The organism is Enterobacter sp. LU1 (genome assembly GCF_008271405.2).
GTDB lineage: Bacteria > Pseudomonadota > Gammaproteobacteria > Enterobacterales > Enterobacteriaceae > Enterobacter > Enterobacter hormaechei_C.
In genome coordinates this window covers 1384481-1408880 of record NZ_CP043438.2, presented here as the reverse complement: position 1 = coordinate 1408880, position 24400 = coordinate 1384481, and the positions used below count along the sequence as shown (strand labels likewise).

The following is a 24400-nucleotide window of genomic DNA, read 5'->3' as shown; positions in this document are numbered from 1 at the left end:
TTTTGCAGGGTTCCGCTCTCGGTGTACCATCCCGACAGACCTTAAATTCAACATTAACCCGGAAGAAAAAATGACCTCGCGAGTGATTGCCCTGGATTTAGACGGAACACTGCTTACCCCTCAGAAAACCCTGCTCCCCTCTTCTCTTGAGGCCCTCAAACGAGCCCAGGAAGCGGGGTATCAACTTCTCATCGTAACGGGTCGACATCACGTAGCCATTCATCCTTTTTATCAGGCACTGGGCTTAGATACACCTGCAATTTGTTGTAATGGCACCTATTTGTATGATTATCAGGCAAAAAAGGTTTTAGCCTCCGATCCGCTTCCCGTTACGCAGGCGCTGCAATTGATTGATTTACTGGATGAGCATGCCATTCACGGCCTGATGTATGTGGATAACGCCATGGTGTATGAACGCCCTACCGGCCATGTGATCCGCACCAGCAACTGGGCTCTGTCTCTGCCGGAAGCGCAGCGTCCGGTGTTCACTCAGGTTTCCTCCCTGCGCCAGGCGGCGGAAGACGTCGACGCAATCTGGAAATTTGCCCTGACCGATGAAGACACCGCCAAACTGAATACCTTCGCAAAACATGTCGAGCATACGCTGGGTCTGGAATGTAAATGGTCCTGGCACGATCAGGTGGATATCGCCCGCAAAGGCAACAGCAAAGGAAAGCGTCTGACCCAGTTCGTCGAATCGCAGGGCGGATCAATGCAGGACGTAATTGCCTTCGGCGATAACTATAACGACATCAGCATGCTGGAAGCGTCCGGAACGGGCGTGGCGATGGGTAATGCCGATGACGCGGTGAAAGCGCGCGCTGACGTGGTGATTGGCGATAACACCACCGACAGCATCGCGCAATATATTTATACCCACCTGCTGTAATCAGGCGGTTATGGAAACGCTCTTGATTTGCGCGTAAAGCCACAGGCCAGGCTTGATGCCCAGCTCATCCCTGGCCCACGGGCTGATGCGCGCCCACAGCGTTCTGTTGCCTACTTCCAGCTGCACTTCCACCTGGCCGTTATCATCAAAACACTGCGCCACTTTTGCGCGCAAAATATTGCGGATACTGGTTTGCAGCGGCGGTTGCAGGACCAGGGAGACATCCGACGCCTGAATGCGGATCCGTAACGTGGACTGAATCGGCGTATCGATTTTATTCACCCACAAATGCTGATCGCCCAGCGCCAGCGCGGTCATCGCGTAGTGCGGATGGTGCTCCAGCACGCTCACCTTCAGAATGCTGCTCTGCTGCTCCTTTGGCAGCCATGGATGCATAACGCTGCTGCCCCACACCTCCTCCAGATTGCCGAATGCCTTCACCCTGCCCGCTTCCAGCACCAGCACTTTGTCGGCCAGATGTAAAATCTCATCCAGCGAATGGCTGACGTAGAGCATTGGCACATTGATTTCCCGCGCCAGACGTTGCAGATACGGCAGCAGCTCGCGCTTGCGCGGAATATCCAGCGAGGCCAGCGGCTCATCCAGCAGTAACAGTTCCGGCGCGGTTAACAGGGCGCGGCCAATCGCCACGCGCTGTTTTTCACCACCCGACAGCGACGACGGCAGACGATCCAGCAGCGGTTCGATGCCCAGCAGCGCCACTAGCTTATCGAACTGTCCGGCCATGTTTTTTGCCATGCCGTAACGCAGGTTCCCGCAAACGCTGTAGTGCGGAAACAGGCGCGCATCCTGAAACACATAGCCGATACGGCGTTTGTCCGGTGACAGGCAGACCTTCTTCTCCGCGTCATTTAAGACGCGGTTATTTAGCACAATACGGCCAGACTGGGGACGCGTCAGGCCGCTAATCGCATTAATCAGCGACGTTTTCCCCGCCCCGGACACGCCAAAAATGGCGGTGATACCGCTGGCAGGCAGCGTTTCGTTCAGCGTCAGGGTGTGGCTGCCCAGGGTTTGCGTAAAGTTGAGTTCCAGCATCACGATTTCCCCATCCGTTCACGGCTTAGGCGCGCCAGCCACTCAGACACCAGCAGCGAGACCAGAGCGAGCACAATCGAAATAATACACAGCCGGGCCGCCGCACCTTCGCCGCCCGGGGTCTGAATCAGGGTATACATGGCCGACGGGATGGTCCGCGTCTCGCCGGGAATGTTCGACACAAAGGTGATGGTCGCGCCAAACTCACCCAACGAGCGGGCGAAGGCTAACACCGTACCGACGATAATGCCCGGTAACGTGAGCGGAAGCGTAATGGTCAGGAATACCCGCCAGCGGCCTGCGCCCAGCGTGCGGGCGGCCTGTTCTAACCGGATATCTACCCCTTCCAGCGCCAGGCGGATAGCGCGCACCATCAGCGGGAAGGACATTACTGCCGCGGCCAGAACCGCGCCGCGCCAGCTGAAAGCAAAGGTCAGTCCGAACCAGTCGTACAGCCATTCGCCAATAAAACCGCGCCGCCCCATGGAGATCAGCAGCAGATATCCGACCACCACAGGCGGTAAGACAAGCGGAAGATGGAGAACACTGTCGAGCAGGGCTTTGCCTGGAAACTTCACGCGAACCAGTAACCAGGCAAAGAACACCCCAAAGGGCAAACTCAGCGCAACCGCCAGGGAAGAGACTTTCAGGCTCAGCAGCACGGCCTGCCATTCAGGTTCGGTCAATATCATTCGTGAGTCGTAAATCCGTAACGTTTAAAGATCGCGGACGCTTCCGGCCCCTTCAGGTAGTCAACAAAGGCCGTCACGGTCGCATTTTTATGTCCATCAACTATCGCAACAGGATATTCTACTTTCTTATGCGAGTCTTCCGGGAAGGTGCCCACCACCTTCACACCTTTACTGGCGACGGCATCGGAGCCGTAAACGATCCCGAGTGGTGCTTCGTTACGCTCCACCAGCGCCAGCGCGCCACGCACATCTTCTGCGGGAGCCAGCTTCGGCGATAAGGTCTCCCATGCACCCAGTTTTTGTAGCGCTTCTTTCGCATAAATCCCGGCAGGAACATGCTCCGGATCGCCTACCGCCAGACGGCCACCGTTGAGCAGACGGGTCCAGTCCGTCTGTTTGTTGATGGCGATGTCGTCCTGCTTGCTGTTTGTGGGCGCGACCACCACCAGGCTATTTCCCAGCAGCGTTTCGCGGGTAGCCGTATCAACAGATTTTTTCTCCACCGCGTAATCCATCCATTTCTGATCGGCAGAGATGAACAGATCCGCGGGTGCCCCCGCTTCAATCTGGCGGGCCAGCGTGGACGAGGAGGCAAACGACGAGACCACCTCGACGTTTTTCTCTTTTTTGTATACCGCAGCAATATCCTGCATCGCGTTAGTCAGCGACGCCGCCGCAAAGACCGTGATTTTTCCTTCATCCGCCAGTGCGTGGGCGGTGAGTGAGAGAGTCAGCGTTGCCCCTGCGAAAAGGCGTACCCATGAACGTGCCATTTGAAGCTCCTGTGCGTGTCGTTATATACAAATAAATATAACGACATATCGCAGGCGTTCCTAGCGCTAAATCGTACCCATTAATGCGTAAACTCAAGGAACGTTGTAAAAGATATCGGCGGGAAAGGAATAAACTTGAGAGCAAAACGCCCGGGCTGGCCGGGCGTTTTGGAGGAAATCATTGCTGCTTTTTAGGCTGGTCACGACGATGACCAATGTTCGAAAAGACGTTGAACACTTCACCCAGGCCGTAGATGGCACCGAGGATGATAGCCATCACTACTGGCACCATGATTACCGCGAATACCAGACTTTTCAACAACTCTAACATGGTTTTCTCCAGATCTTGTGAACGGCTTATTCTACCCTGAAAAGTAAGAAAAACATCCCCTTTTGTGCGGTGCGCTTTCCGCCCCCGGGCATTTGGGTCACAATAGCCTTTTTACCGGGACACTGTTATGCAGGCCGAAATTCTCCTCACCCTACGACTTCAGCAGAAGCTTTTCGCCGATCCGCGACGCATCGCCCTGTTAAAACAAATAGAACAAACTGGCTCGATTAGCCAGGGAGCCAAAAACGCCGGCATAAGCTATAAAAGCGCCTGGGATGCGATTAACGACATGAACACCCTGAGCGAACATACGCTGGTTGAGCGTGCCACCGGCGGGAAAGGCGGCGGCGGCGCCGTGTTGACGCGTTACGGGCAACGTCTAATCCAGCTCTACGATTTACTGGCGCAGATCCAGCAAAAAGCATTTGATGTGCTGAGCGATGACGACAACCTGCCGCTGGACAGCCTGCTGGGCGCCATCTCCCGTTTCTCTTTGCAGACCAGCGCCCGCAACCAGTGGTTTGGTACGGTGACGGGGCGCGATCATTCGCAGGTGCAGGAGCATATAGAGATCCTGCTTGCGGACGGTGCGACGCGCCTGAAAGCCGCCATCACCGCGCAAAGTGGTCAACGCCTTGGGCTGAACGAAGGACAGGAGGTGCTGGTATTACTCAAAGCGCCCTGGATCAGCATCGCACTCAACCCTGAGCAGGCCGCAGAGGCCGACAACCAGCTACGCGGGTGTATCAGCCACATCGAGCGCGGCGCAGAACAATGTGAAGTGCTGATGACCCTGCCGGATGGACAGTTGCTCTGCGCCACCGTTCCGGTGAACGACGCGACCGAATTAGACGAAGGTGCTGTGGTGACCGCATATTTCAATGCAGACAGGGTAATTATCGCCACATTGTGCTAAGCGCATTGACAACCCTGCTTACACTGAGTATCCCTGACATCTGTTGCTGCAAAAAATGGGATAACACATGTCATCATTGCATATTTCGCAAGGCACGTTTCGTCTTAGTGATACCCGTACCTTATCGCTGCCAGAGTTAACCCTTCGCGCCGGAGAAAGCTGGGCGTTTGTGGGCACGAATGGCAGCGGAAAATCCGCGCTGGCCCGCGCTCTGGCAGGCGAATTAACCCAACTGAAGGGTGAACGTCGGTGCACCTTTACCCGGCTGACGCGCCTTTCCTTCGAACAGCTGCAAAAGCTGGTCAGCGATGAGTGGCAGCGTAACAATACCGATTTGCTCAGCCCCGGCGAAGAAGATACCGGCCGCACGACGGCGGAAATTATCCAGGATGAGATAAAAGATCCTGCCCGCTGTCAGCAGCTGGCGGAGCAATTTGGCATTACCGCCCTGCTTAATCGCCGCTTTAAATACCTTTCAACCGGTGAAACGCGCAAAACGCTGCTGTGTCAGGCGCTGATGAGCGAGCCGGAACTCCTGATCCTGGATGAACCGTTTGACGGACTGGATGTGCAGTCCCGCGCGCAGCTGGCAGCGTTGCTGGCGTCGCTTAACCAGCAGGGATACACGCTTGTGCTGGTTCTTAACCGCTTTGATGAGATCCCGGATTTCGTACAGTATGCGGGCGTGCTGGCGGACTGTAGCCTGACCGAAACCGGCGAGAAAGCCGTACTGCTTCGGCAGGCGCTGATTGCGCAGCTGGCGCACAGCGAGAAACTGGACGGTATTGCCCTGCCGGAGCCGGATGCGCCTTCGGCACGCCACGGGCTGGAGCCTGACCAGCCGCGCATTGTGCTGCGCGATGGGGTGGTTGCTTACGACGATCGCCCTATTCTTAATCACCTCAGCTGGACGGTTAATCCTGGTGAGCACTGGCAGATCGTCGGCCCCAACGGAGCGGGTAAATCCACGCTGCTGAGCCTGATCACCGGGGATCACCCGCAGGGATACAGCAACGATCTCACCCTGTTCGGCCGTCGCCGCGGCAGCGGGGAAACCATCTGGGATATCAAAAAGCACATCGGCTATGTCAGCAGCAGCCTGCACCTGGACTACCGGGTGAGCACCACGGTGCGAAATGTGATCCTCTCTGGCTTCTTCGACTCCATTGGTATTTATCAGGCGGTATCCGACAAGCAGCACAAGCTGGCGCAGCAGTGGCTGGATATTCTGGGTATGGATAACCGGGTCGCCGATGCGCCATTCCACAGCCTGTCGTGGGGGCAGCAGCGGCTGGCATTGATCGTCCGCGCGCTGGTCAAGCACCCTACGCTGCTGATTCTTGACGAACCGTTGCAGGGGCTGGATCCGCTCAACCGTCAGCTGATCCGCCGCTTTGTGGATGTCCTGATTAGCGAAGGTGAAACCCAGCTGCTGTTTGTGTCCCACCATGCTGAAGATGCCCCGTCCTGCATCACCCATCGGCTGGAATTTGTCCCTGACCGCGAGCAATACCGCTACCTGCTGAGCAAAATCGATTAACGCGTGGAGGGCGCTGCCCTCCGCTTTTCAGACAACCTGCAACAATACATCTCTATCTCTTTGATCTACAATGCACTCAGTCTGTGAAAAAGCGCGTGTGAAAACCAGTGTAAACGATACCACTATTTTATCCCATGTCACACTTTTCGCGTCTCTGATATGCTATGGTTAATTCATACCATAAGCCTAATGGAGCGAAATATGCGAGTTCTGGTAACAGGTGGTAGCGGTTACATAGGAAGTCATACCTGTGTGCAACTGCTGCAAAGCGGCCACGATGTCGTCATTCTTGATAACCTGTGCAACAGTAAGCGCAGCGTGCTGCCGGTCATTGAACGCCTTTCGGGTAAACAGCCGACTTTCGTGGAAGGCGACATCCGCAATGAAGCATTGATGACTGAAATCCTTCACGATCACGCGATTGAAACCGTTATCCACTTCGCGGGCCTGAAAGCGGTTGGCGAATCGGTGGCAAAACCGCTTGAGTACTATGACAACAACGTCAACGGTACCCTGCGTCTGATCTCCGCCATGCGTGCGGCCAACGTTAAAAATTTTATCTTCAGCTCCTCCGCGACCGTCTACGGCGATCAGCCAAAAATCCCTTACGTTGAAAGCTTCCCGACCGGTACGCCGCAAAGCCCGTATGGCAAAAGCAAGCTGATGGTAGAGCAGATCCTGACCGACCTGCAAAAAGCTCAGCCTGAGTGGAGCATTGCCTTGCTGCGCTACTTCAACCCGGTCGGCGCGCATCCGTCAGGTGATATGGGCGAAGATCCGCAGGGCATTCCTAATAACCTGATGCCGTATATCGCGCAGGTTGCCGTAGGGCGCCGCGATTCCCTGGCGATTTTTGGTAACGATTATCCCACCGAAGATGGCACCGGCGTGCGCGATTACATTCACGTCATGGATCTGGCCGACGGCCACGTGGCGGCGATGCAGCAGCTGGCGGATAAACCGGGCGTGCATATTTACAACCTCGGCGCCGGGATCGGCAGCAGCGTGCTGGACGTGGTGAATGCCTTCAGTAAAGCCTGCGGCAAGCCGGTGAAGTATCACTTCGCTCCCCGCCGCGATGGCGACCTCCCGGCTTACTGGGCCGATGCCACCAAAGCGGATAAAGAGCTTAACTGGCGTGTCACCCGCACGCTTGATGAAATGGCACAGGATACCTGGCACTGGCAGTCGCGCCATCCGCAAGGCTATCCAGATTAAGGATTTGTCATGACGCAATTCAATCCCGTCGATCACCCGCATCGTCGTTTTAACCCGCTCAGCGGGCAATGGATTTTAGTTTCACCGCATCGCGCCAAGCGCCCCTGGCAGGGGGCGCAAGAGACGCCGGCCAAACAGACGCTGCCGCAGCATGATCCGGACTGTTTCCTCTGCCCGGGCAATACGCGCGTGACGGGCGATAAAAACCCGGACTACCAAGGCACCTTCGTGTTTACTAACGACTTTGCCGCGCTGATGACCGATACGCCAGACGCGCCGGAAAGCCATGACCCGCTGATGCGCTGCGAAAGCGCCCGCGGCACCAGCCGCGTGATCTGCTTCTCGCCCGATCACAGCAAAACGCTGCCGGAGCTCAGCGTGGAGGCGCTGAAAGAGGTGGTCAGTACCTGGCAGGCGCAAACCGCAGAGCTGGGGCAGAGCTATCCCTGGGTACAGGTGTTCGAAAACAAAGGCGCGGCGATGGGCTGCTCCAACCCGCATCCGCACGGTCAGATCTGGGCGAACAGCTTCCTGCCAAATGAAGCCGAGCGTGAGGACCGACTGCAAAAAGCATATTTCGCCCAGAACGGTTCGCCGATGCTGGTGGATTACACCCAGCGTGAGCTGGCGGATGGCAGCCGTACCGTGGTGGAAACCGAGCACTGGCTTGCGGTGGTCCCTTACTGGGCGGCGTGGCCGTTTGAGACGCTGCTGCTGCCTAAAGCCCATGTTCAGCGCATTACCGAACTCAGCGACGCCCAGCGAGACGACCTTGCGCTGGCGCTGAAAAAACTGACCAGCCGCTACGACAACCTCTTCCAGTGCTCCTTCCCCTACTCCATGGGCTGGCACGGCGCGCCGTTTAACGGCGAAGAGAATCAACACTGGCAGTTACATGCACACTTCTACCCGCCGCTGCTGCGTTCTGCGACGGTACGTAAATTCATGGTGGGCTATGAAATGCTGGCGGAAACCCAGCGTGACCTGACGGCGGAACAGGCGGCAGAACGTCTGCGTGCCGTTAGCGACGTCCATTACCGCGAATCAGGAGTCTAAAAAATGAGTCTGAAAGATAAAACACAATCCCTGTTTGCTGAAAAATTTGGCTACCCTGCCACCCATGTTATCCAGGCGCCAGGCCGCGTTAATCTGATCGGCGAGCACACCGACTATAACGACGGTTTTGTCCTGCCGTGTGCCATCGACTACCAGACGGTGATCAGCTGCGCGAAACGCGACGATCGTCATGTGCGAGTGATCGCCGCGGATTACGGCAACGAAATTGACGAATTTTCCCTCGATGCGCCGATCGTGACCCACGAAAGCCAGCAGTGGTCGAACTATGTTCGCGGCGTGGTGAAGCACCTGCAAAAGCGTAACAAGAATTTCGGCGGGGCCGATCTGGTGATCAGCGGCAACGTGCCGCAGGGGGCGGGATTAAGCTCTTCCGCATCGCTGGAAGTGGCGGTCGGCACCGTGTTCCAGCAGCTTTATCATCTGCCGCTGGACGGGGCCCAGATCGCCCTCAACGGTCAGGAAGCGGAAAACCAGTTCGTGGGCTGCAACTGCGGCATTATGGATCAGCTGATTTCCGCGCTGGGCAAGAAAGAACACGCTTTGCTGATTGACTGCCGCTCGCTCGGGACCAAAGCGGTTCCGCTGCCCAAAGGTGCGGCTGTGGTGATCATCAACAGCAACTTCAAACGCACCCTGGTGGGCAGCGAGTACAACACCCGTCGCGAACAGTGCGAAACCGGCGCGCGCTTCTTCCAGCAGCCAGCCCTGCGTGATGTCTCACTTGATGAATTTAACAAGGTTGCCCACGAGCTGGATCCGGTTGTCACGAAGCGCGTGCGCCATATACTGACGGAAAATGCCCGTACCGTAGAAGCCGCCTCCGCGCTGGCGAAAGGTGACCTGAAACGGATGGGCGAGCTGATGGCCGAATCGCATGCCTCCATGCGTGACGATTTCGAAATCACCGTGCCGCAAATAGACACCCTGGTTGAAATTGTGAAAGCCACGATTGGCGACAAAGGCGGCGTGCGTATGACCGGCGGCGGATTTGGCGGGTGCGTCGTCGCCCTGGTGCCGGAAGAGCTGGTCCCTGCCATTCAGGACGCGGTGGCTAAACAGTACGAAGCCAAAACGGGCATCAAAGAAACTTTCTATGTCTGCAAAGCATCACAAGGAGCCGGACAGTGCTAAACGAAACACCAACACTCGCACCGGATGGTCTACCGTATCGCCTGTTAACCCTGCGCAACAGCGCCGGGATGGTGGTTACGCTGATGGACTGGGGCGCAACGTTACTTTCTGCCCGCGTACCGATGCCTGACGGCAGCGTGCGCGAAACCCTGCTTGGCTGCGCATCGCCGGAGCAGTATATCGAGCAGACCGCTTTTCTGGGCGCATCCATAGGCCGCTACGCTAACCGCATCGCCAGAAGCCAGTTTACGCTGGACGGCGTAACGTATTCCCTGCTTGCCAGCCAGGGCGAAAATCAGCTACACGGCGGCCCGGAAGGGTTTGATAAACGTCGCTGGAAGATTGTGCAGCAAAATGACGGTGAGGTCTGGTTCTCTCTGGACTCCCTCGATGGAGACCAGGGCTTCCCGGGCAATCTCACCGCAACCGCGCGCTTCACCCTGACCGAAGATAATCGCATCGCCATTGAGTACCGCGCGACCGTCGATAAGCCGTGCCCGGTCAATCTGACTAACCACGCCTATTTCAACCTTGACGGTAATCAGACCGATGTCCGCAGCCACAAACTCCAGATCCTGGCGGATGAGTATCTGCCGGTCGATGAGATGGGTATCCCTTATCAGGGGCTGAAACCGGTAAGCGGAAATAGCTTTGATTTCCGTCAGCCGAAAACCATTGCTCAGGATTTCCTGAGTGATGACGATCAGCGCAAGGTGAAAGGCTACGACCACGCGTTCCTGTTGCAGGCAAAAGGCGATCTTTCTCAACCTGCCGCACAGGTCTGGTCTGCTGATGAGAAGTTACAGATGACGGTCTACACCACCGCCCCCGCCCTACAGTTCTACTCCGGTAACTATCTGGAGGGTACCACGGCGCGTGAACATGACGCCTACGGCGCCTGGCAAGGACTGGCGCTGGAGAGCGAGTTCCTTCCGGACACGCCTAACCATCCTGAATGGCCGCAGCCGGACTGCGTGCTACGTCCGGGTGAAGAGTACGTAAGCGTCACCGAGTATCATTTCATTCCGCGCGCTTAATGTCCGGCGGCGCACGGGCCTACGAATATAGGCCTGATAAGCGAAGCGCCATCCGGCAAAAAAGACTGGCCCTCATCGCGAGGGCTTTTTTATCTCCGCCTTGCTGAAAATAGCGGCGATCGCAGACAAAATCATAACCCTGGATTCACATGCATCTTACACTCTCGAACTATTTTCGCTATGGTTAGGGTTAAGCGTTGCTGCTGGCACAGTCACAGCAATATAATGAGAATTGTTATCATTCAAAATGCTTGAGGAGTAAGAAATGGCTAATACTAAGCTTGTCCTGGTGCGCCACGGCGAAAGCCAGTGGAACAACGAAAACCGCTTCACCGGTTGGTATGACGTTGATCTGTCCGAGAAAGGCGTGAGCGAAGCAAAAGCGGCAGGTAAACTGCTGAAAGAAGAAGGCTTCACCTTTGACTTTGCTTACACCTCTGTGCTGAAACGTGCCATCCATACCCTGTGGAACGTTCTGGACGAGCTGGATCAGGCCTGGCTGCCGGTTGAGAAATCCTGGAAACTGAACGAGCGTCACTACGGTGCGCTGCAAGGTCTGAACAAAGCGGAAACCGCAGAAAAATACGGTGACGAGCAGGTTAAGCAGTGGCGTCGTGGTTTTGCGGTCACGCCTCCAGAGCTGAGCAAAGATGACGAGCGCTACCCGGGCCACGATCCGCGTTACGCGAAGCTGACTGAGGCTGAACTGCCGCAGACCGAAAGCCTGGCGCTGACCATCGACCGCGTTGTGCCTTACTGGAACGAAACCATTCTGCCACGCCTGAAAAGCGGCGAGCGCGTCATTATCGCTGCTCACGGTAACTCCCTGCGTGCGCTGGTGAAATACCTGGACAACATGGGTGAAGATGAAATCCTCGAGCTGAATATCCCTACCGGCGTGCCGCTGGTGTACGAGTTCGACGAAAACTTCAAGCCAGTTAAACATTACTACCTGGGTAACGCCGACGAAATCGCTGCAAAAGCGGCGGCCGTGGCGAACCAGGGTAAAGCGAAGTAATATTCGCCGGACATAAAAAAAGCGTGGAGCAATCCACGCTTTTTTATTGCCCGGGACAAACTTAGCCGCGACGCGCTTTAACCGCATCCGCCAACTGACGCAGGATCGCATCGGTATCGTCCCAGCCAATGCAGGCATCCGTCACGCTCTTACCGTAGACCAGCGGCTCACTGCCCTCCAGGTTCTGGTTGCCTTCCACCAGATGGCTCTCAATCATCACCCCAATCACTGCGCGTTCACCGCTGGCGATTTGCTGACACACATCTGCGCCGACTTCCATCTGCTTTTTAAACTGTTTGCTGGAGTTGGCATGGCTGAAATCGATCATCACCTGCGGTGCCAGACCCGCTTTCTCCAGCCCTGCTTTTACCTCCGCTACGTGTTTAGCACTGTAGTTAGGCTCTTTACCGCCGCGCAGTATGATATGGCAATCGCCATTACCGCTGGTATTCACGATAGCGGAGTGGCCCCACTTGGTCACCGACAGGAAGCAGTGCGGCGCGCCAGCCGCATTAATGGCGTCAATAGCGACTTTAATGGTGCCATCAGTGCCATTTTTGAAACCCACCGGGCATGACAGGCCAGACGCCAGCTCACGGTGAACCTGAGATTCCGTCGTACGCGCGCCAATAGCGCCCCAGCTCATCAGGTCAGCCAGATACTGCGGGGTGATCATATCGAGGAATTCTCCGGCAGCAGGCAGCCCGCTGTCGTTGATCTCCAGCAGCAGCTTACGCGCAATGCGCAGGCCGTCGTTGATCTGGAAACTGTTGTCCATATGCGGATCGTTGATCAACCCTTTCCAGCCCACGGTGGTACGCGGTTTTTCGAAATAAACGCGCATCACGATTTCCAGTTCGCCTTTCAGCTCTTCACGCAGGGCGAGCAGACGGGACGCATACTCTTTGGCCGCAGCAGGATCGTGAATGGAGCACGGCCCAATGACCACAAGAAGACGATCGTCGCTACCTTTCAGGATCTTGTGGATCGCCTTGCGGGCATGAGACACCGTGTTGGCGGCATTTTCGGTGGCGGGGAATTTTTCAAGGAGCGCTACGGGAGGTAATAACTCATTGATCTCTTTAATGCGTAAATCGTCGTTCTGATAATTCATCTTCTTTCCGGCTCTGCCATATCTTTAGTAATGAAAGCAATCCTTTCAATCTAACTTGTCGGCCACGAAGTGTAAACGGGATTTTACACTTCGCGCAGATAATTCCTGGAATTCGCCTAAAATACACAACAAAATAGCGAAAAATGAGATCTGGCCTAAGCTTTTTACTTGTAACGACTGTTTTTAAATATTTATACGCGATTCCATCCTGACATAAATCAGGAAACTGGGATCTTTCGCCACTGAACAAGATGCACTGTTGGAGAATGTTATCCAGCGTAACGATAAGAACAGGAGCACCATGATGAAAATGACGAAACTGACTACGCTTTTCCTGACGGCAACCCTTACTCTGGCAAGCGGTAGCGTACTGGCTGCTGACGCAGGCTCATCCGGCAGCAACGGCGACGCGAATGCCGCTGCCGAAGCAGGCCAGGTTGCGCCGGATGCAAAACAGAATATTGCGCCAAACAATGTTGATAACAGTAATATCAACACGGGCAATACCAACACCGGCGGGACGAACACAGGCACGATGAACCATGAGGGTATGACTACCGACGAGGTTCATAAAAACTCTGTGTGTAAAGACGGGAAATGCCCGGACCCGAATGACAAAGTAGGCAGCGATGCCAATACCAAAACGGACGGTACTACCCAGTAACCTTCCGTAAGGTAAAACAGGGAGAGCGAATGCTCTCCTTTTTTATTTAAGCTCTTAAAAACGCTAAACTAAAAATAATAATAAATCAGGAACGATACCATGGCGCACTCCCACTCCCATTCCCACTCCACTGGCGATGAAAATGCCAAACGGCTTCTGCTGGCTTTTGGCGTCACTGCCACCTTTATGATAATTGAGGTCACAGGCGGGCTGATATCCGGATCGCTGGCGCTGCTGGCCGATGCCGGGCATATGCTGACCGACGCTGCCGCGCTCCTGTTTGCTCTGCTGGCCGTGCAGTTTGCCCGTCGCCCTCCCAATACCCGCCACACCTTTGGCTGGCTCAGACTGACCACGCTTGCCGCCTTTGTGAATGCGATTGCACTGGTGGTCATTACTATTCTTATCGTCTGGGAGGCTTTTCAGCGCTTTCGGCATCCACAACCGATAGCCGGGACGACAATGATGGTTATCGCCATTGCCGGGTTGGTCGCCAATATTCTGGCGTTCTGGATATTGCACCGCGGCAGCAGTGAAAAAAATCTGAACGTACGGGCCGCGGCGCTTCATGTGCTGGGCGATCTGCTGGGTTCCGTAGGGGCCATCGTAGCCGCGCTGATCATTATGGGCACGGGCTGGACTCCCATCGACCCGATTCTTTCCGTGCTGGTATCGTGCCTTGTATTACGCAGTGCCTGGCGGCTGTTGAAAGAGAGCGTCAATGAGCTGCTGGAAGGCGCTCCCACGTCGCTGGATATTGGCGAGCTAAAACGCAATCTGTGTCGTTCCATTCCTGAAGTCCGTAACGTTCACCACGTTCACGTCTGGCTGGTGGGTGAGAAACCGCTTATGACGCTGCACGTTCAGGTTATTCCGCCCCACGATCACGATGCGTTGCTTGAACGTATTCGGCACTTCCTTGAGCATCACTACGAAATTGCGCACGCCACCATCCAGATGGAGTATCAGCCATGTAACGGGCCAGACTGTCACCTGAACGAGGCGCAGTCCGGCCACTCACACGCCCATCACCATTAACGGGAAAGCGCGCGCGAGCCACGCTCACGCGCGCTGTTAATCCACATGCGGCTACCGTTCAGGGCAATGACCGTCAGCAGCATGTACTCCAGCGACATGGCATAAACACCCTGGCGGGCAAATATCACCACGCTAATGACGTTGATGACCACCCACAGCAGCCAGTTCTCAACGTATTTACGGGTCATCAGGATCATTGCGGCAATCGACAACACCATCATGCAGGAATCCCAGAACGGGAAGGCATCCGGCTGAAGCTCAGGCATCGTCACGTTTAATCCCAGACCCGACATGACCGAGACCGCCACGCGCGTCAGGAAGGCAAATACCGGATCAATAAAGACGGTCATAAAGCCGATAGCTACCACGCAGGCCGCGAACCAGGCGATGGCTTTTGGCAACGGCAGCCAGCGGATTTGCAGTTCCGCCTCCTGCTGACTGTTTTGCCGAGACCAGGCGTACCAGCCATAGATATTGGCTGCGAAGAAGAACAGCTGTAGAAGCAGGCTGGCGTAGAGCTGGATCTGGAAAAAGATGATCGCAAACAGCGTGACGTTTATCAGCCCGAACGCATAGTTGCTGATCTTCTCAAGGCTGGCCAGCCAGATACAGAGTAAACCGGCCAGCGTACCCACCGCTTCAATCCACGACAGGTCATAGCCGCCCGCACCAATCGGGATATGAACCAGGATGTTCTGTGTGCTAAAAAAATCCATTTTTTCTCCGGGGCGTAATAAGTTAAGTACGTAGTGTAGCCGCAAAATCCAGCATACGGTTAAGTGGAATTAACGCGCCTTCACGCAGAGCGGCATCCACATGGATCTCATGCGCTTCGCCACCGTTCTCCAGCCCCTCCGCAATCGCTTTGAGCCCATTCATCGCCATCCACGGGCAATGCGCGCAGCTTCGGCAGGTCGCCCCTTCTCCGGCGGTCGGCGCTTCGAGCAACGTTTTTTCCGGCACGGCCTGCTGCATCTTGTAGAAGATACCGCGATCGGTCGCCACAATGAGCTGCTTGTGTGACAGGGTTTTCGCAGCATGAATGAGCTGGCTGGTTGACCCGACGGCATCCGCCATGTCGACGATGGACTGCGGGGATTCCGGGTGCACCAGAATCGCGGCGTCCGGGTATAACCCTCTCATGCGCGTCAGGGCCTGGGTCTTAAACTCGTCGTGAACGATACAGGCGCCCTGCCAGCACAGCACATCCGCACCGGTTTGTTTTTGTACATAGTTTCCCAGGTGACGATCGGGCGCCCAGATGATTTTCTCCCCCAGGCTGTCCAGATGCTCAATCAGCTCAACGGCGATACTAGAGGTCACTACCCAGTCTGCCCGGGCTTTCACCGCCGCAGACGTGTTGGCATAGACCACCACGGTACGATCAGGGTGGGCATCACAGAAGGCGGTGAACTCATCAATCGGGCAACCGAGGTCAAGGGAGCATTCGGCATTCAGCGTCGGCATCAGTATGGTTTTTTCCGGGCTGAGAATTTTTGCCGTTTCGCCCATGAAGCGCACACCTGCAACCAGCAGCGTGGAGGCAGGATGTTTTGCACCGAAACGCGCCATTTCCAGGGAGTCTGAGATACAGCCGCCCGTCTCTTCTGCCAGCTGCTGAATTTCCGGGTCGGTGTAGTAATGCGCCACCATCACCGCATCACGCTCTTTAAGCAGGCGCTTAATTTTTTCACGATAGAACTGTTTTTCATCCCGGCTTAGCGGAGCGGGCTTCGGCGGGAAGGGATAGATTGCGGTTTCGGGATCAAACATCACACTCATTATGGCTTCTCGTTTTACTGGCTTAACAATATTGCCTTTGTTTTGCATGAGATAACAAAAATGAGGCAATGGTGTTTTGTATACTAAACAAGATAGCGAATTTGAGGGGGAATGTCATCGGGATTTGATGCCGGTAGCATTTGTTGGGTGGCAGCTTCGCCTTATCCGACCTACAAGGCCCTGGCGAACGACAGACAGCAAAAAGGCGCCTTTAGGGCGCCTTTTTACATTGGTGGGTCGTGCAGGATTCGAACCTGCGACCAATTGATTAAAAGTCAACTGCTCTACCAACTGAGCTAACGACCCCTTGCGGGATGTACTTCAGATCTATTCAGGCTGGTGGGTCGTGCAGGATTCGAACCTGCGACCAATTGATTAAAAGTCAACTGCTCTACCAACTGAGCTAACGACCCATTCGGGTGTTGCCTGAATTATCACTCGGCACCAATAAAATTGGTGGGTCGTGCAGGATTCGAACCTGCGACCAATTGATTAAAAGTCAACTGCTCTACCAACTGAGCTAACGACCCGAGTGGTGGGTGATGACGGGCTCGAACCGCCGACCCCCTCCGTGTAAAGGAGATGCTCTACCAACTGAGCTAATCACCCACTCTGTACTGCCGGAACTGCTTTAAGTGGTGGGTCGTGCAGGATTCGAACCTGCGACCAATTGATTAAAAGTCAACTGCTCTACCAACTGAGCTAACGACCCACTTTTGCGCTGCTTTCACGTTGTTTGATATCCCGTGGCAACGGCGGCATATATTACTGATTTAAGAATTCTGCGCAACAAAAATTTCGATGAAGATCACTTAACTGCTTAGGAATCATGCTGCACGACCAGAAATGACGCGATTTCTGGTCATGCGATAATCAACCCATCGAACTCAAACGTTTTTGCGCTTGTTTGGCGCCGTCTGTACCCGGGAATTTCGCAACCACCTGCTGATAAACCGCTTTGGCTTTTGCAGTGTCGCCTTTGTCCTGCATGATCACGCCGACTTTATACATCGCATCAGGCGCTTTCGGTGATTTCGGGTAATTTTTCACCACAGAGGCAAAATAAAACGCCGCATCATCCTTTTTACCCTTGTTGTAATTCAACTGACCCAGCCAGTAGTTCGCATTTGGCTGGTAAGTGGAATCAGGGTACTTCTTAACGAAGTTCTGAAACGCAACGATAGCATCGTCCTGGCGCGATTTGTCCTGCACCAGGGCAATGGCCGCGTTGTAGTCCGTATTCGCGTCACCGCTCTGTACAGGCGCACCAGACGACGCGGAGGCATCTGCCGCAGGTGCAGGCGTTGCCGCACCGCTTTGATCGCCTGCTGCTGGCTGTGCTGCTGCTCCGCCGCTGTTAAGGCTATCCATCTGCAACAAAATTTGCTTCTGGCGCTCCACAACCTGATTAAGCTGATACTGACTCTCCTGGATCTGACCACGAAGGGAATCAATATCATTCTGGTTATCGGAAAGCTGCTGCTGGAGTTGAGTTAAAAGCTGGCTGTGAGCGTTAGAAATACGCTCGAGTTGAGTGACCCGGTCTTCTACCGAGCCTGAGCCGACACTACTGATTGGTGCCTGAGCAAAAGCGGCCCAGGGGGCCGCTATTCCAACCAGTAACGACAGACTCATCAGATGATGTCTGAAGTTACTGCTCATGCAATTCTCTTAGTAAACGAGTACGGCACGACGGTTTTTGGAGTAAGCCGCTTCGTCGTGACCCAGTACTGCTGGTTTTTCTTTACCGTAAGAAACGATGGAGATCTGGTCAGCAGAAACGCCTTTACCCTGGAGGTACATTTTAACAGCGTTTGCACGACGTTCACCCAGGGAGATGTTGTACTCCGGAGTACCACGTTCGTCCGCATGACCTTCTACGGTGACTTTGTAAGACGGGTTGCTACGCAGGAAGTTTGCGTGCGCATCCAGCATTGCAGCGAAGTCAGAACGGATGTCGTATTTATCCAGATCGAAGTAAACGATGTTGTTCTGCTGTAACTGCTGCATCTGAAGACGCGCTTGCTCTTCAGAAGACATATTGCCATTGCCGTTAGCGTCCATACCGGTGCCGGCACCCATCATGCCTTCGCCGCTCTGGTCATTGCTTGCATTCTTGTTAGAAGAACACGCTGCGATTGCCATAACAGGCAGAGCGATCATCAGCCCCTTCAGCACTTTGTTCAGTTGCATTTCTAAGATTCCTTTAGTAATCAATTAATTATTATTACAGATACGGCGACCAGGCAGGTGATTTTACCTGTCCATCAGTTGCCGGAAGACGCGCTTTGAAACGCCCATCTGTAGAAACCAGATTCAGCACGGATCCCATCCCCTGAGAAGAGCTGTAGATTACCATGGTGCCGTTAGGTGCCAGACTTGGCGTTTCATCCAGGAACGTTGACGACAGTACTTGTACGCCCCCCGTTACCAGATCTTGTTTGGCAATGTGCTGCTGACCACCCGCAGTACTGACCATTACCATCGTTTTACCATCGGCACTGACGTCAGCATCCTGGTTCTGAGAACCTTCCCAGGTAATACGCTGCGCTGCTCCGCCGTTGATATTCACTTTATAAACTTGTGGACGACCTGCCTGGTCAGACGTAAAGGCCAGATTCTGGCTGTCCGGGAACCAAGTTGGCTCAGTGTTGTTGCTACGACCATCCGTGACCTGACGGATCTGACCAGAACCAATATCCATCACGTACAGGTTCAGGCTACCGGTTTTAGACAGGGCAAACGCCAGTTTGGTACCGTCCGGAGAGAACGCAGGCGCACCGTTGTGACGCGGGAATGACGCAACCTGACGCACAGCACCGTTAGAGAGCGTCTGGATAACCAGCGCGGAACGGCCGCTTTCGAAGGTCACGTACGCCAGCTTAGAGCCGTCCGGAGACCATGCCGGAGACATCAGCGGCTGTGGTGAACGGTGTACGGTGAACTGGTTGTAGCCATCGTAATCAGAGACGCGCAGCTCATAAGGGAACTGGCCGCCGTTGGTCTGTACTACGTACGCGATACGAGTACGGAACGCACCTTTAATACCGGTCAGCTTCTCAAACACTTCGTCACTCGCCGTATGGCCTGCGTAACGCAGCCACTGCTTGTTCACCTTATACGTGTTTTGAGCCAGAACGGTACCCGGCGCACCGCCGGTATCCACCAGCTGATAAGCGACGTTATAGCCGCCGTCTGGCGCAGGAGTAACCTGTCCGACAACCACGGCATCAATACCCAGTGCAGACCATGCAGCAGGTTGAACTTCCTGAGCGGTACCCGGCTGCTGCGGCAGACGAGAACGATCTAAGGGGTTAAATTTACCGCTGTTACGCAGGTCAGCTGCAACAATGCCGCCAATGTCTTCAGGCGCAGCGCCCGGGCCTGCCCACTGGAACGGAACGACACCGATTGGACGCGCTGAGTCGTTCCAGTCGGTAATGTCGATGCTTACTGTGGCATGCACTGCTGACGTCAACAGTACTAAAAAACCAAAAGCTAATCGTAATGCCTGCTTCATCATATCTCCCTTATCCGAACAATAAGTCCTGGATAATTTAGCAGAAGGTTAACAAACTCAAATACACAAAACTATCAGAACCCGATAACCGCAGCTCTGCTTATGGCTTAAAGTTCAGCGAAGCGTCTTTGAACACTTCATAGACAGCCTGTGACGGAGGTTTTGGCAGTTTTGCCTGATTCACTGCCACAAGTGCAGCCTGGCATAACGCTTCATCTCCCCCTTCTGACTCAACGCTCAGCACCATACCATCCGTAGCCAGTTTAATATGCAGTCGGCAGGTTTTCCCGGTATAGAGCGATTTATCGTTAAGTCTGCTGGCAATAGCCGCAGCAATCTGATTCTTATAGTCGTTGATCTCAGCGCCAGAAGCACCGTTGTTCTTAGTGTTACCGCTTCCCGCCGGGGCTGCATTACTCCCTTTTGCCCCACCGCCAGTTTTCGGCGCATTCTTACCAGAACTCAGGTCGCCAATGATATCGTCAGCGGTGGCTGCTTCAGCGGCAGCTTTTTCAGCAGCGGCCTTCCTGGCAGCGGCTTTTTCAGCGGCAGCTTTCTTGTCGGCTGCGGCTTTTTCGGCAGCAGCTTTTTTAGCTGCGGCAGCTTTCTCGGCAGCCGCTTTTTTATCAGCCGCAGCTTTTTCAGCGGCAGCCGCTTTTTCAGCCGCAGCCTTCTCGGCAGCAGCCGCTTTCTTCGCAGCATCGGCAGCAGCTTTCTTCTCTGCTTCCTGAGCGGCTTTCTTCGCGGCTTCTGCTTCCGCTTTCTTCTGGGCATCAGCAGCGGCTTTCTTCGCAGCTTCTGCTTCCGCTTTTTTCTGAGCATCAGCAGCGGCTTTCTTCGCCGCGTCAGCCGCTAATTTCGCCTGTGCGTCAGCCTGCGCTTTTGCATCAGCCGCGGCTTTGGCTGCCGCCTCTTCCGCCTGCTTCTGCTGTTCCTGCGCCTTCTTCGCAGCGGCTTCAGCCTGCTTCTGCTGCTCTGCCTGCTCTTTCGCCGCTTCCTGCGCCTGCAAACGCTCTTTCTCTAGCTGCTTCAGACGTTCCTGCTCAGCGGCCTGCTTTTCACGCAGCTCTTCCGCCTGCTGTTGCGCCTGTTTTTCTCGCTGCTCTTCAGCACGTTTAGAGCTCGCCTGCTGCTGTTGCTGACGATTATAGTTCTGAACGATCGCACCGGGATCCACCATGACGGCGTCGATAGACGAGCCCCCACCGCCGCCTGATGCATCAAGGTGCTCATCGAACGAACTCCAGATCAGCGCTGCAAAAAGAATTACGTGCAGCACTGCGGAGACGATTATCGCTCGCTTAAGCTTGTCGTTCTGTTCGGTTGCCTTTGACACTATCGGTTCCCAAAAACTACGCAGATGATCAAATAGGCTGAGTCATTAAGCCAACTGACTTAACGCCCGCGCTATGTAGCAAGTTCAGCGCTTTGATAATTTCATCATATGGTACGTCTTTCGCACCACCGATTAAGAAGACCGTCTTCGGATTTGACTCCAGGCGTCGTTGCGCTTCAGCAATAACCTGCTCTGGCGGAAGCTGATCCATACGATCTTTCTCTACCACCACGCTGTACTGCCCTACGCCGGAAACCTCAATGATGACCGGAGGATCGTCATTGGTGCTTACCGCCTGTGATTCTGTCGCATCCGGCAGATCAACTTCCACGCTCTGGGTGATGATGGGCGCCGTCGCCATAAAGATCAGCAGCAGCACCAGCAGCACGTCCAGTAACGGAACGATATTGATTTCGGACTTGAGCTCGCGACGACCTCGTCCACGCGATCTGGCCATGGTTTACCCCTTGTTGCTCTCGGTGCTGGTAAACGCCTGACGATGCAGAATCGCGGTGAACTCTTCCATAAAGTTGTCGTAGTTCAGTTCCAGTTTGTTCACGCGCTGGTTCAGACGGTTGTACGCCATTACCGCCGGAATTGCGGCGAACAGACCGATTGCGGTCGCGATCAGTGCTTCTGCGATACCCGGCGCAACCATCTGCAACGTTGCCTGCTTCACCGCCCCAAGGGCGATAAAGGCGTGCATGATCCCCCACACCGTACCAAACAGGCCGATATACGGGCTGATGGAGCCAACGGTTCCGAGGAAAGGAATATGCGTTTCAAGATTTTCCAGTTCGCGGTTCATGGAGATGCGCATCGCACGCGACGCTCCTTCTACCACGGCTTCCGGCGCATGGCTGTTAGCGCGATGTAAGCGAGCGAACTCTTTGAAACCGCTATAGAAAATTTGTTCGGAGCCTGAAAGGTTATCACGGCGTCCCTGGCTTTCCTGGTACAGACGAGAAAGCTCAATACCCGACCAGAACTTATCTTCAAACGCTTCGGCTTCGCGGCCAGCGGCATTGAGGATACGCGTTCTCTGGATGATGATGGCCCAGGATGCGATTGAAAAACCAATCAAAATCAACATGATAAGTTTAACCAGAAGGCTTGCCTTCAGGAACAAATCAAGGATATTCATGTCAGTCACTGCTTAAACTCCGCGACAATAGACTTAGGAAGCGCACGAGGCTTCATTATGGTTGGATCAACACAGACAATCAGGACTTCAGCTGAGTTCAGTACCGTGTTCTCTGCATTGACTATCCGCTGCGTGAAAACCAGTGAAGTTCCGCGCATTGATGTAATTTCTGTTTGGACTTCGAGCATATCGTCGAGTCTGGCAGGCGCAAAATACTCAAGCGTCATCTTGCGTACCACGAAGGCAACTCGCTCAGCCAACAGCACCTGTTGACTAAAGTGATGATGGCGCAGCATCTCTGTGCGTGCCCGTTCATAAAAAGCAACGTAGCTGGCGTGGTAGACCACACCACCGGCATCGGTATCTTCGTAATAGACACGTACCGGCCATCGAAACAGCGTTGTATTCACTTTACATCCCGGTAATACAAGAAAAGTTGGAGCTTTCAAACTTCGCTACTATACGCGCGGGAATGATGGTTTGGAATGGGAGAAAGTAAACGGAGAGTAAATTTTTATGGGCCAGGGTAAGCCCATAACGTTAACGGACATTTCTTATTCAGAAGAAGAAGAAAATCAAACCGGCGAGGAGAACCAGATCGGCAATCAGTGGGCAGAAGATGCCCTGCCAGTGTAGCGCTTTCGGACGAAAGCCGACACCGTGAATCACGCCTGCGCACACCGCCCACATAATCAGGAAGCCGTGCCAGATTTCAAGCTCGCTGGTTTTCGCCGCGAAGCGCGACGGGTCCCAGAAGATACAGCCTGCCAGCAGTAATGCCATAATGAGGGAAAGCGCCCTCAAGGGGCGCTTATCCATTACCGCATATAACGTTGCGATAATATTCATTAGTGCTTTTCTTCACCTGCTTTGGTCGCTTCTACATGCTCAAGCGCCAGGGCAGTGATGACACCAAACGCACAGGCAAGAAGCGTCCCTAAAATCCATGCGAAATACCACATATTCAGCTCCTTACTTAGTACATAGAGTGGGTGTTGCTTTCGATATGTTCTTTAGTGATACGACCGAACATTTTCCAGTAACACCAGATTGTGTAAGCCAGAACAATCGGAACGAACACGCAAGCCACATAGGTCATTAAGTTCAGCGTCATATGGCTGGACGTTGCATCCCACATGGTCAGGCTGGCATTCATCATGGTGCTGGATGGCATCACGAACGGGAACATCGCAATACCGGCCGTCAGGATGATGCACGCCAGCGTCAGGGAAGAGAATACGAACGCCAGAGCGCCTTTCTCCAGACGAGACGTCAGCACGGTCAGCAGTGGCAGCAGCACACCCAGAGCCGGGATAGCCCACAGCACAGGGGTATTGTTGAAGTTCACCAGCCATGCACCGGCCTGACGCGCCACTTCTTTGGTCAGCGGGTTAGACGGTGCAGCATGGTTGATAGCGGACGTCACCACGTATCCATCAATACCATACACCACCCACACGCCTGCCAGAGCGAAGCAGACCAGCGTCACCAGCGCTGCCACCTGAGCGGTAGCGCGGGAACGCAGATGCAGTTCACCTACGGTACGCATCTGGAGATAGGTTGCCCCCTGGGTGATGATCATCGCCACGCTCACCACGCCTGCCAGCAGACCAAACGGATTCAGCAGCTGGAAGAAGTTACCGGTGTAGAACAGACGCATATATTCGTCGACGTGGAACGGTACGCCCTGCAACAGGTTACCGAACGCCACACCAATGACCAGCGGTGGAACGAAGCTACCGATGAAGATGCCCCAGTCCCACATGTTACGCCAGCGGGTGTCTTCAATCTTGGAACGGTAGTCGAAACCCACCGGACGGAAGAATAAAGAAGCCAGCACCAGAATCATCGCCACATAGAAGCCGGAGAACGCAGCCGCGTAGACCATCGGCCAGGCAGCGAACAGCGCGCCGCCTGCGGTGATCAGCCACACCTGGTTACCGTCCCAGTGCGGGGCGATGGAGTTGATCATGATTCGACGCTCGGTGTCATTACGACCGAGGAAACGGGTGAGCATGCCCACGCCCATGTCGAAACCATCGGTGACCGCGAAACCAATCAGCAGAACACCGATCAGCAGCCACCAGATAAAACGCAATACTTCATAATCGATCATTTGAT

Annotated in this window: 27 protein-coding genes and 5 tRNA genes; 10 read left to right on the top strand and 22 right to left on the bottom strand. The window is 54.6% G+C overall.

Going from position 1 to position 24400, the window contains the following annotated elements:
- The first annotated feature begins 70 nt into the window (after positions 1–70).
- On the top strand, positions 71–889 hold the full coding sequence (locus FZF21_RS06795) for a pyridoxal phosphatase (protein WP_149120998.1): 819 nt from the start codon (positions 71–73) through the stop codon (positions 887–889).
- On the opposite strand, the gene modC is transcribed toward FZF21_RS06795, so the two are convergent.
- From modC to FZF21_RS06775, 4 genes are all read right to left on the bottom strand, one after another.
- Positions 890–1948, bottom strand: coding sequence for a molybdenum ABC transporter ATP-binding protein ModC (gene modC / locus FZF21_RS06790; protein ID WP_149120999.1), 1059 nt, complete (start codon positions 1946–1948; stop codon positions 890–892).
- Positions 1948–2640, bottom strand: coding sequence for a molybdate ABC transporter permease subunit (modB, locus tag FZF21_RS06785; protein WP_003858545.1), 693 nt, complete (start codon positions 2638–2640; stop codon positions 1948–1950). Before modB ends, modC begins: the two co-directional genes overlap by 1 nt.
- Positions 2637–3413: a molybdate ABC transporter substrate-binding protein gene (gene modA, locus FZF21_RS06780; protein ID WP_017384951.1), complete on the bottom strand. Its 777-nt coding sequence runs from the start codon at positions 3411–3413 to the stop codon at positions 2637–2639. The genes modB and modA overlap by 4 nt, the downstream gene beginning before the upstream one ends.
- A 178-nt stretch (positions 3414–3591) precedes the next feature.
- Positions 3592–3744: an AcrZ family multidrug efflux pump-associated protein gene (locus tag FZF21_RS06775; RefSeq protein WP_003858549.1), complete on the bottom strand. Its 153-nt coding sequence runs from the start codon at positions 3742–3744 to the stop codon at positions 3592–3594.
- A gap of 127 nt (positions 3745–3871) precedes the next feature.
- Here FZF21_RS06775 and modE point away from each other — a divergent pair, with 127 nt between their 5' ends.
- The 7 genes from modE to gpmA all read left to right on the top strand — a co-directional run bounded on the left by modE (position 3872) and on the right by gpmA (position 11681).
- Positions 3872–4660 (top strand): molybdenum-dependent transcriptional regulator, encoded by a 789-nt coding sequence (gene modE, locus FZF21_RS06770; protein ID WP_032653013.1) that lies wholly within the window; start codon positions 3872–3874, stop codon positions 4658–4660.
- A gap of 67 nt (positions 4661–4727) precedes the next feature.
- Positions 4728–6200: a molybdate ABC transporter ATP-binding protein ModF gene (modF, locus tag FZF21_RS06765; RefSeq protein WP_149121000.1), complete on the top strand. Its 1473-nt coding sequence runs from the start codon at positions 4728–4730 to the stop codon at positions 6198–6200.
- Between the two features lie 201 nt (positions 6201–6401).
- Positions 6402–7418, top strand: coding sequence for a UDP-glucose 4-epimerase GalE (gene galE, locus FZF21_RS06760; RefSeq protein ID WP_003858554.1), 1017 nt, complete (start codon positions 6402–6404; stop codon positions 7416–7418).
- A gap of 9 nt (positions 7419–7427) precedes the next feature.
- On the top strand, positions 7428–8474 hold the full coding sequence (gene galT, locus FZF21_RS06755; protein ID WP_017384954.1) for a galactose-1-phosphate uridylyltransferase: 1047 nt from the start codon (positions 7428–7430) through the stop codon (positions 8472–8474).
- Positions 8475–8477: 3 nt separating this feature from the next.
- Positions 8478–9626 (top strand): galactokinase, encoded by a 1149-nt coding sequence (gene galK / locus FZF21_RS06750; protein WP_058700488.1) that lies wholly within the window; start codon positions 8478–8480, stop codon positions 9624–9626.
- Positions 9620–10663, top strand: a complete 1044-nt coding sequence (galM, locus tag FZF21_RS06745) for a galactose-1-epimerase (protein ID WP_045328178.1) — start codon at positions 9620–9622, stop codon at positions 10661–10663. Before galK ends, galM begins: the two co-directional genes overlap by 7 nt.
- 265 nt (positions 10664–10928) lie before the next feature.
- Positions 10929–11681 (top strand): 2,3-diphosphoglycerate-dependent phosphoglycerate mutase, encoded by a 753-nt coding sequence (gpmA, locus tag FZF21_RS06740; RefSeq protein ID WP_006809557.1) that lies wholly within the window; start codon positions 10929–10931, stop codon positions 11679–11681.
- Positions 11682–11742: 61 nt separating this feature from the next.
- Here gpmA and aroG read toward each other — a convergent pair whose 3' ends face one another.
- The gene (gene aroG / locus FZF21_RS06735; RefSeq protein ID WP_003858564.1) at positions 11743–12795 is read right to left on the bottom strand and encodes a 3-deoxy-7-phosphoheptulonate synthase AroG; all 1053 of its coding nucleotides are present in this window, start codon (positions 12793–12795) and stop codon (positions 11743–11745) included.
- Between the two features lie 304 nt (positions 12796–13099).
- On the opposite strand from aroG, the gene FZF21_RS06730 reads away from it, so the two are divergent.
- Together FZF21_RS06730 and zitB are read left to right on the top strand one after the other, a co-directional pair.
- Entirely contained in the window at positions 13100–13459 is a 360-nt protein-coding gene (locus tag FZF21_RS06730; RefSeq protein WP_003858566.1) for a protein YbgS, read from the top strand.
- A 99-nt stretch (positions 13460–13558) separates the two neighbouring features.
- Positions 13559–14497 carry a CDF family zinc transporter ZitB gene (gene zitB, locus FZF21_RS06725; protein ID WP_045347418.1) on the top strand — a complete coding sequence of 313 codons (939 nt, stop codon included), beginning with the start codon at positions 13559–13561 and terminating at the stop codon, positions 14495–14497.
- Here zitB and pnuC read toward each other — a convergent pair.
- From pnuC to cydB, 17 genes are all read right to left on the bottom strand, one after another.
- Entirely contained in the window at positions 14494–15213 is a 720-nt protein-coding gene (gene pnuC / locus FZF21_RS06720; RefSeq protein WP_023296141.1) for a nicotinamide riboside transporter PnuC, read from the bottom strand. The two genes, zitB and pnuC, sit on opposite strands and share 4 nt — an antisense overlap.
- Positions 15214–15235: 22 nt before the next feature.
- Positions 15236–16279 (bottom strand): quinolinate synthase NadA, encoded by a 1044-nt coding sequence (nadA, locus tag FZF21_RS06715; protein WP_032653006.1) that lies wholly within the window; start codon positions 16277–16279, stop codon positions 15236–15238.
- Between the two features lie 230 nt (positions 16280–16509).
- Positions 16510–16585, bottom strand: a tRNA-Lys gene (locus FZF21_RS06710).
- A gap of 31 nt (positions 16586–16616) precedes the next feature.
- A tRNA-Lys gene (locus FZF21_RS06705) sits at positions 16617–16692 on the bottom strand.
- 41 nt (positions 16693–16733) lie between these two features.
- Positions 16734–16809, bottom strand: a tRNA-Lys gene (locus FZF21_RS06700).
- 3 nt (positions 16810–16812) lie between these two features.
- Positions 16813–16888: transfer RNA gene (locus FZF21_RS06695), tRNA-Val, on the bottom strand.
- A 27-nt stretch (positions 16889–16915) separates the two neighbouring features.
- A tRNA-Lys gene (locus FZF21_RS06690) sits at positions 16916–16991 on the bottom strand.
- A 161-nt stretch (positions 16992–17152) separates the two neighbouring features.
- Positions 17153–17941 (bottom strand): cell division protein CpoB, encoded by a 789-nt coding sequence (gene cpoB, locus FZF21_RS06685; protein ID WP_003858574.1) that lies wholly within the window; start codon positions 17939–17941, stop codon positions 17153–17155.
- 9 nt (positions 17942–17950) lie between these two features.
- Positions 17951–18472, bottom strand: a complete 522-nt coding sequence (pal, locus tag FZF21_RS06680) for a peptidoglycan-associated lipoprotein Pal (protein ID WP_003858578.1) — start codon at positions 18470–18472, stop codon at positions 17951–17953.
- 34 nt (positions 18473–18506) lie between these two features.
- Entirely contained in the window at positions 18507–19799 is a 1293-nt protein-coding gene (gene tolB / locus FZF21_RS06675) for a Tol-Pal system beta propeller repeat protein TolB (RefSeq protein ID WP_017384962.1), read from the bottom strand.
- Between the two features lie 100 nt (positions 19800–19899).
- Positions 19900–21135, bottom strand: a complete 1236-nt coding sequence (gene tolA / locus FZF21_RS06670; RefSeq protein WP_047737853.1) for a cell envelope integrity protein TolA — start codon at positions 21133–21135, stop codon at positions 19900–19902.
- 28 nt (positions 21136–21163) lie between these two features.
- Positions 21164–21592: a colicin uptake protein TolR gene (gene tolR / locus FZF21_RS06665; RefSeq protein ID WP_003858589.1), complete on the bottom strand. Its 429-nt coding sequence runs from the start codon at positions 21590–21592 to the stop codon at positions 21164–21166.
- A 3-nt stretch (positions 21593–21595) separates the two neighbouring features.
- The gene (gene tolQ, locus FZF21_RS06660) at positions 21596–22288 is read right to left on the bottom strand and encodes a Tol-Pal system protein TolQ (RefSeq protein ID WP_003858590.1); all 693 of its coding nucleotides are present in this window, start codon (positions 22286–22288) and stop codon (positions 21596–21598) included.
- Complete coding sequence (gene ybgC, locus FZF21_RS06655; RefSeq protein WP_003858593.1) at positions 22285–22689, bottom strand: tol-pal system-associated acyl-CoA thioesterase; 405 nt, start codon at positions 22687–22689, stop codon at positions 22285–22287. Before ybgC ends, tolQ begins: the two co-directional genes overlap by 4 nt.
- A 148-nt stretch (positions 22690–22837) precedes the next feature.
- Entirely contained in the window at positions 22838–23128 is a 291-nt protein-coding gene (gene ybgE / locus FZF21_RS06650; protein ID WP_003858596.1) for a cyd operon protein YbgE, read from the bottom strand.
- Positions 23128–23241 carry a cytochrome bd-I oxidase subunit CydX gene (gene cydX / locus FZF21_RS06645; protein ID WP_003858598.1) on the bottom strand — a complete coding sequence of 38 codons (114 nt, stop codon included), beginning with the start codon at positions 23239–23241 and terminating at the stop codon, positions 23128–23130. The genes ybgE and cydX overlap by 1 nt, the downstream gene beginning before the upstream one ends.
- Before the next feature lie 14 nt (positions 23242–23255).
- Positions 23256–24395 (bottom strand): cytochrome d ubiquinol oxidase subunit II, encoded by a 1140-nt coding sequence (gene cydB / locus FZF21_RS06640; protein WP_023303309.1) that lies wholly within the window; start codon positions 24393–24395, stop codon positions 23256–23258.
- Positions 24396–24400: the final 5 nt, after the last annotated feature.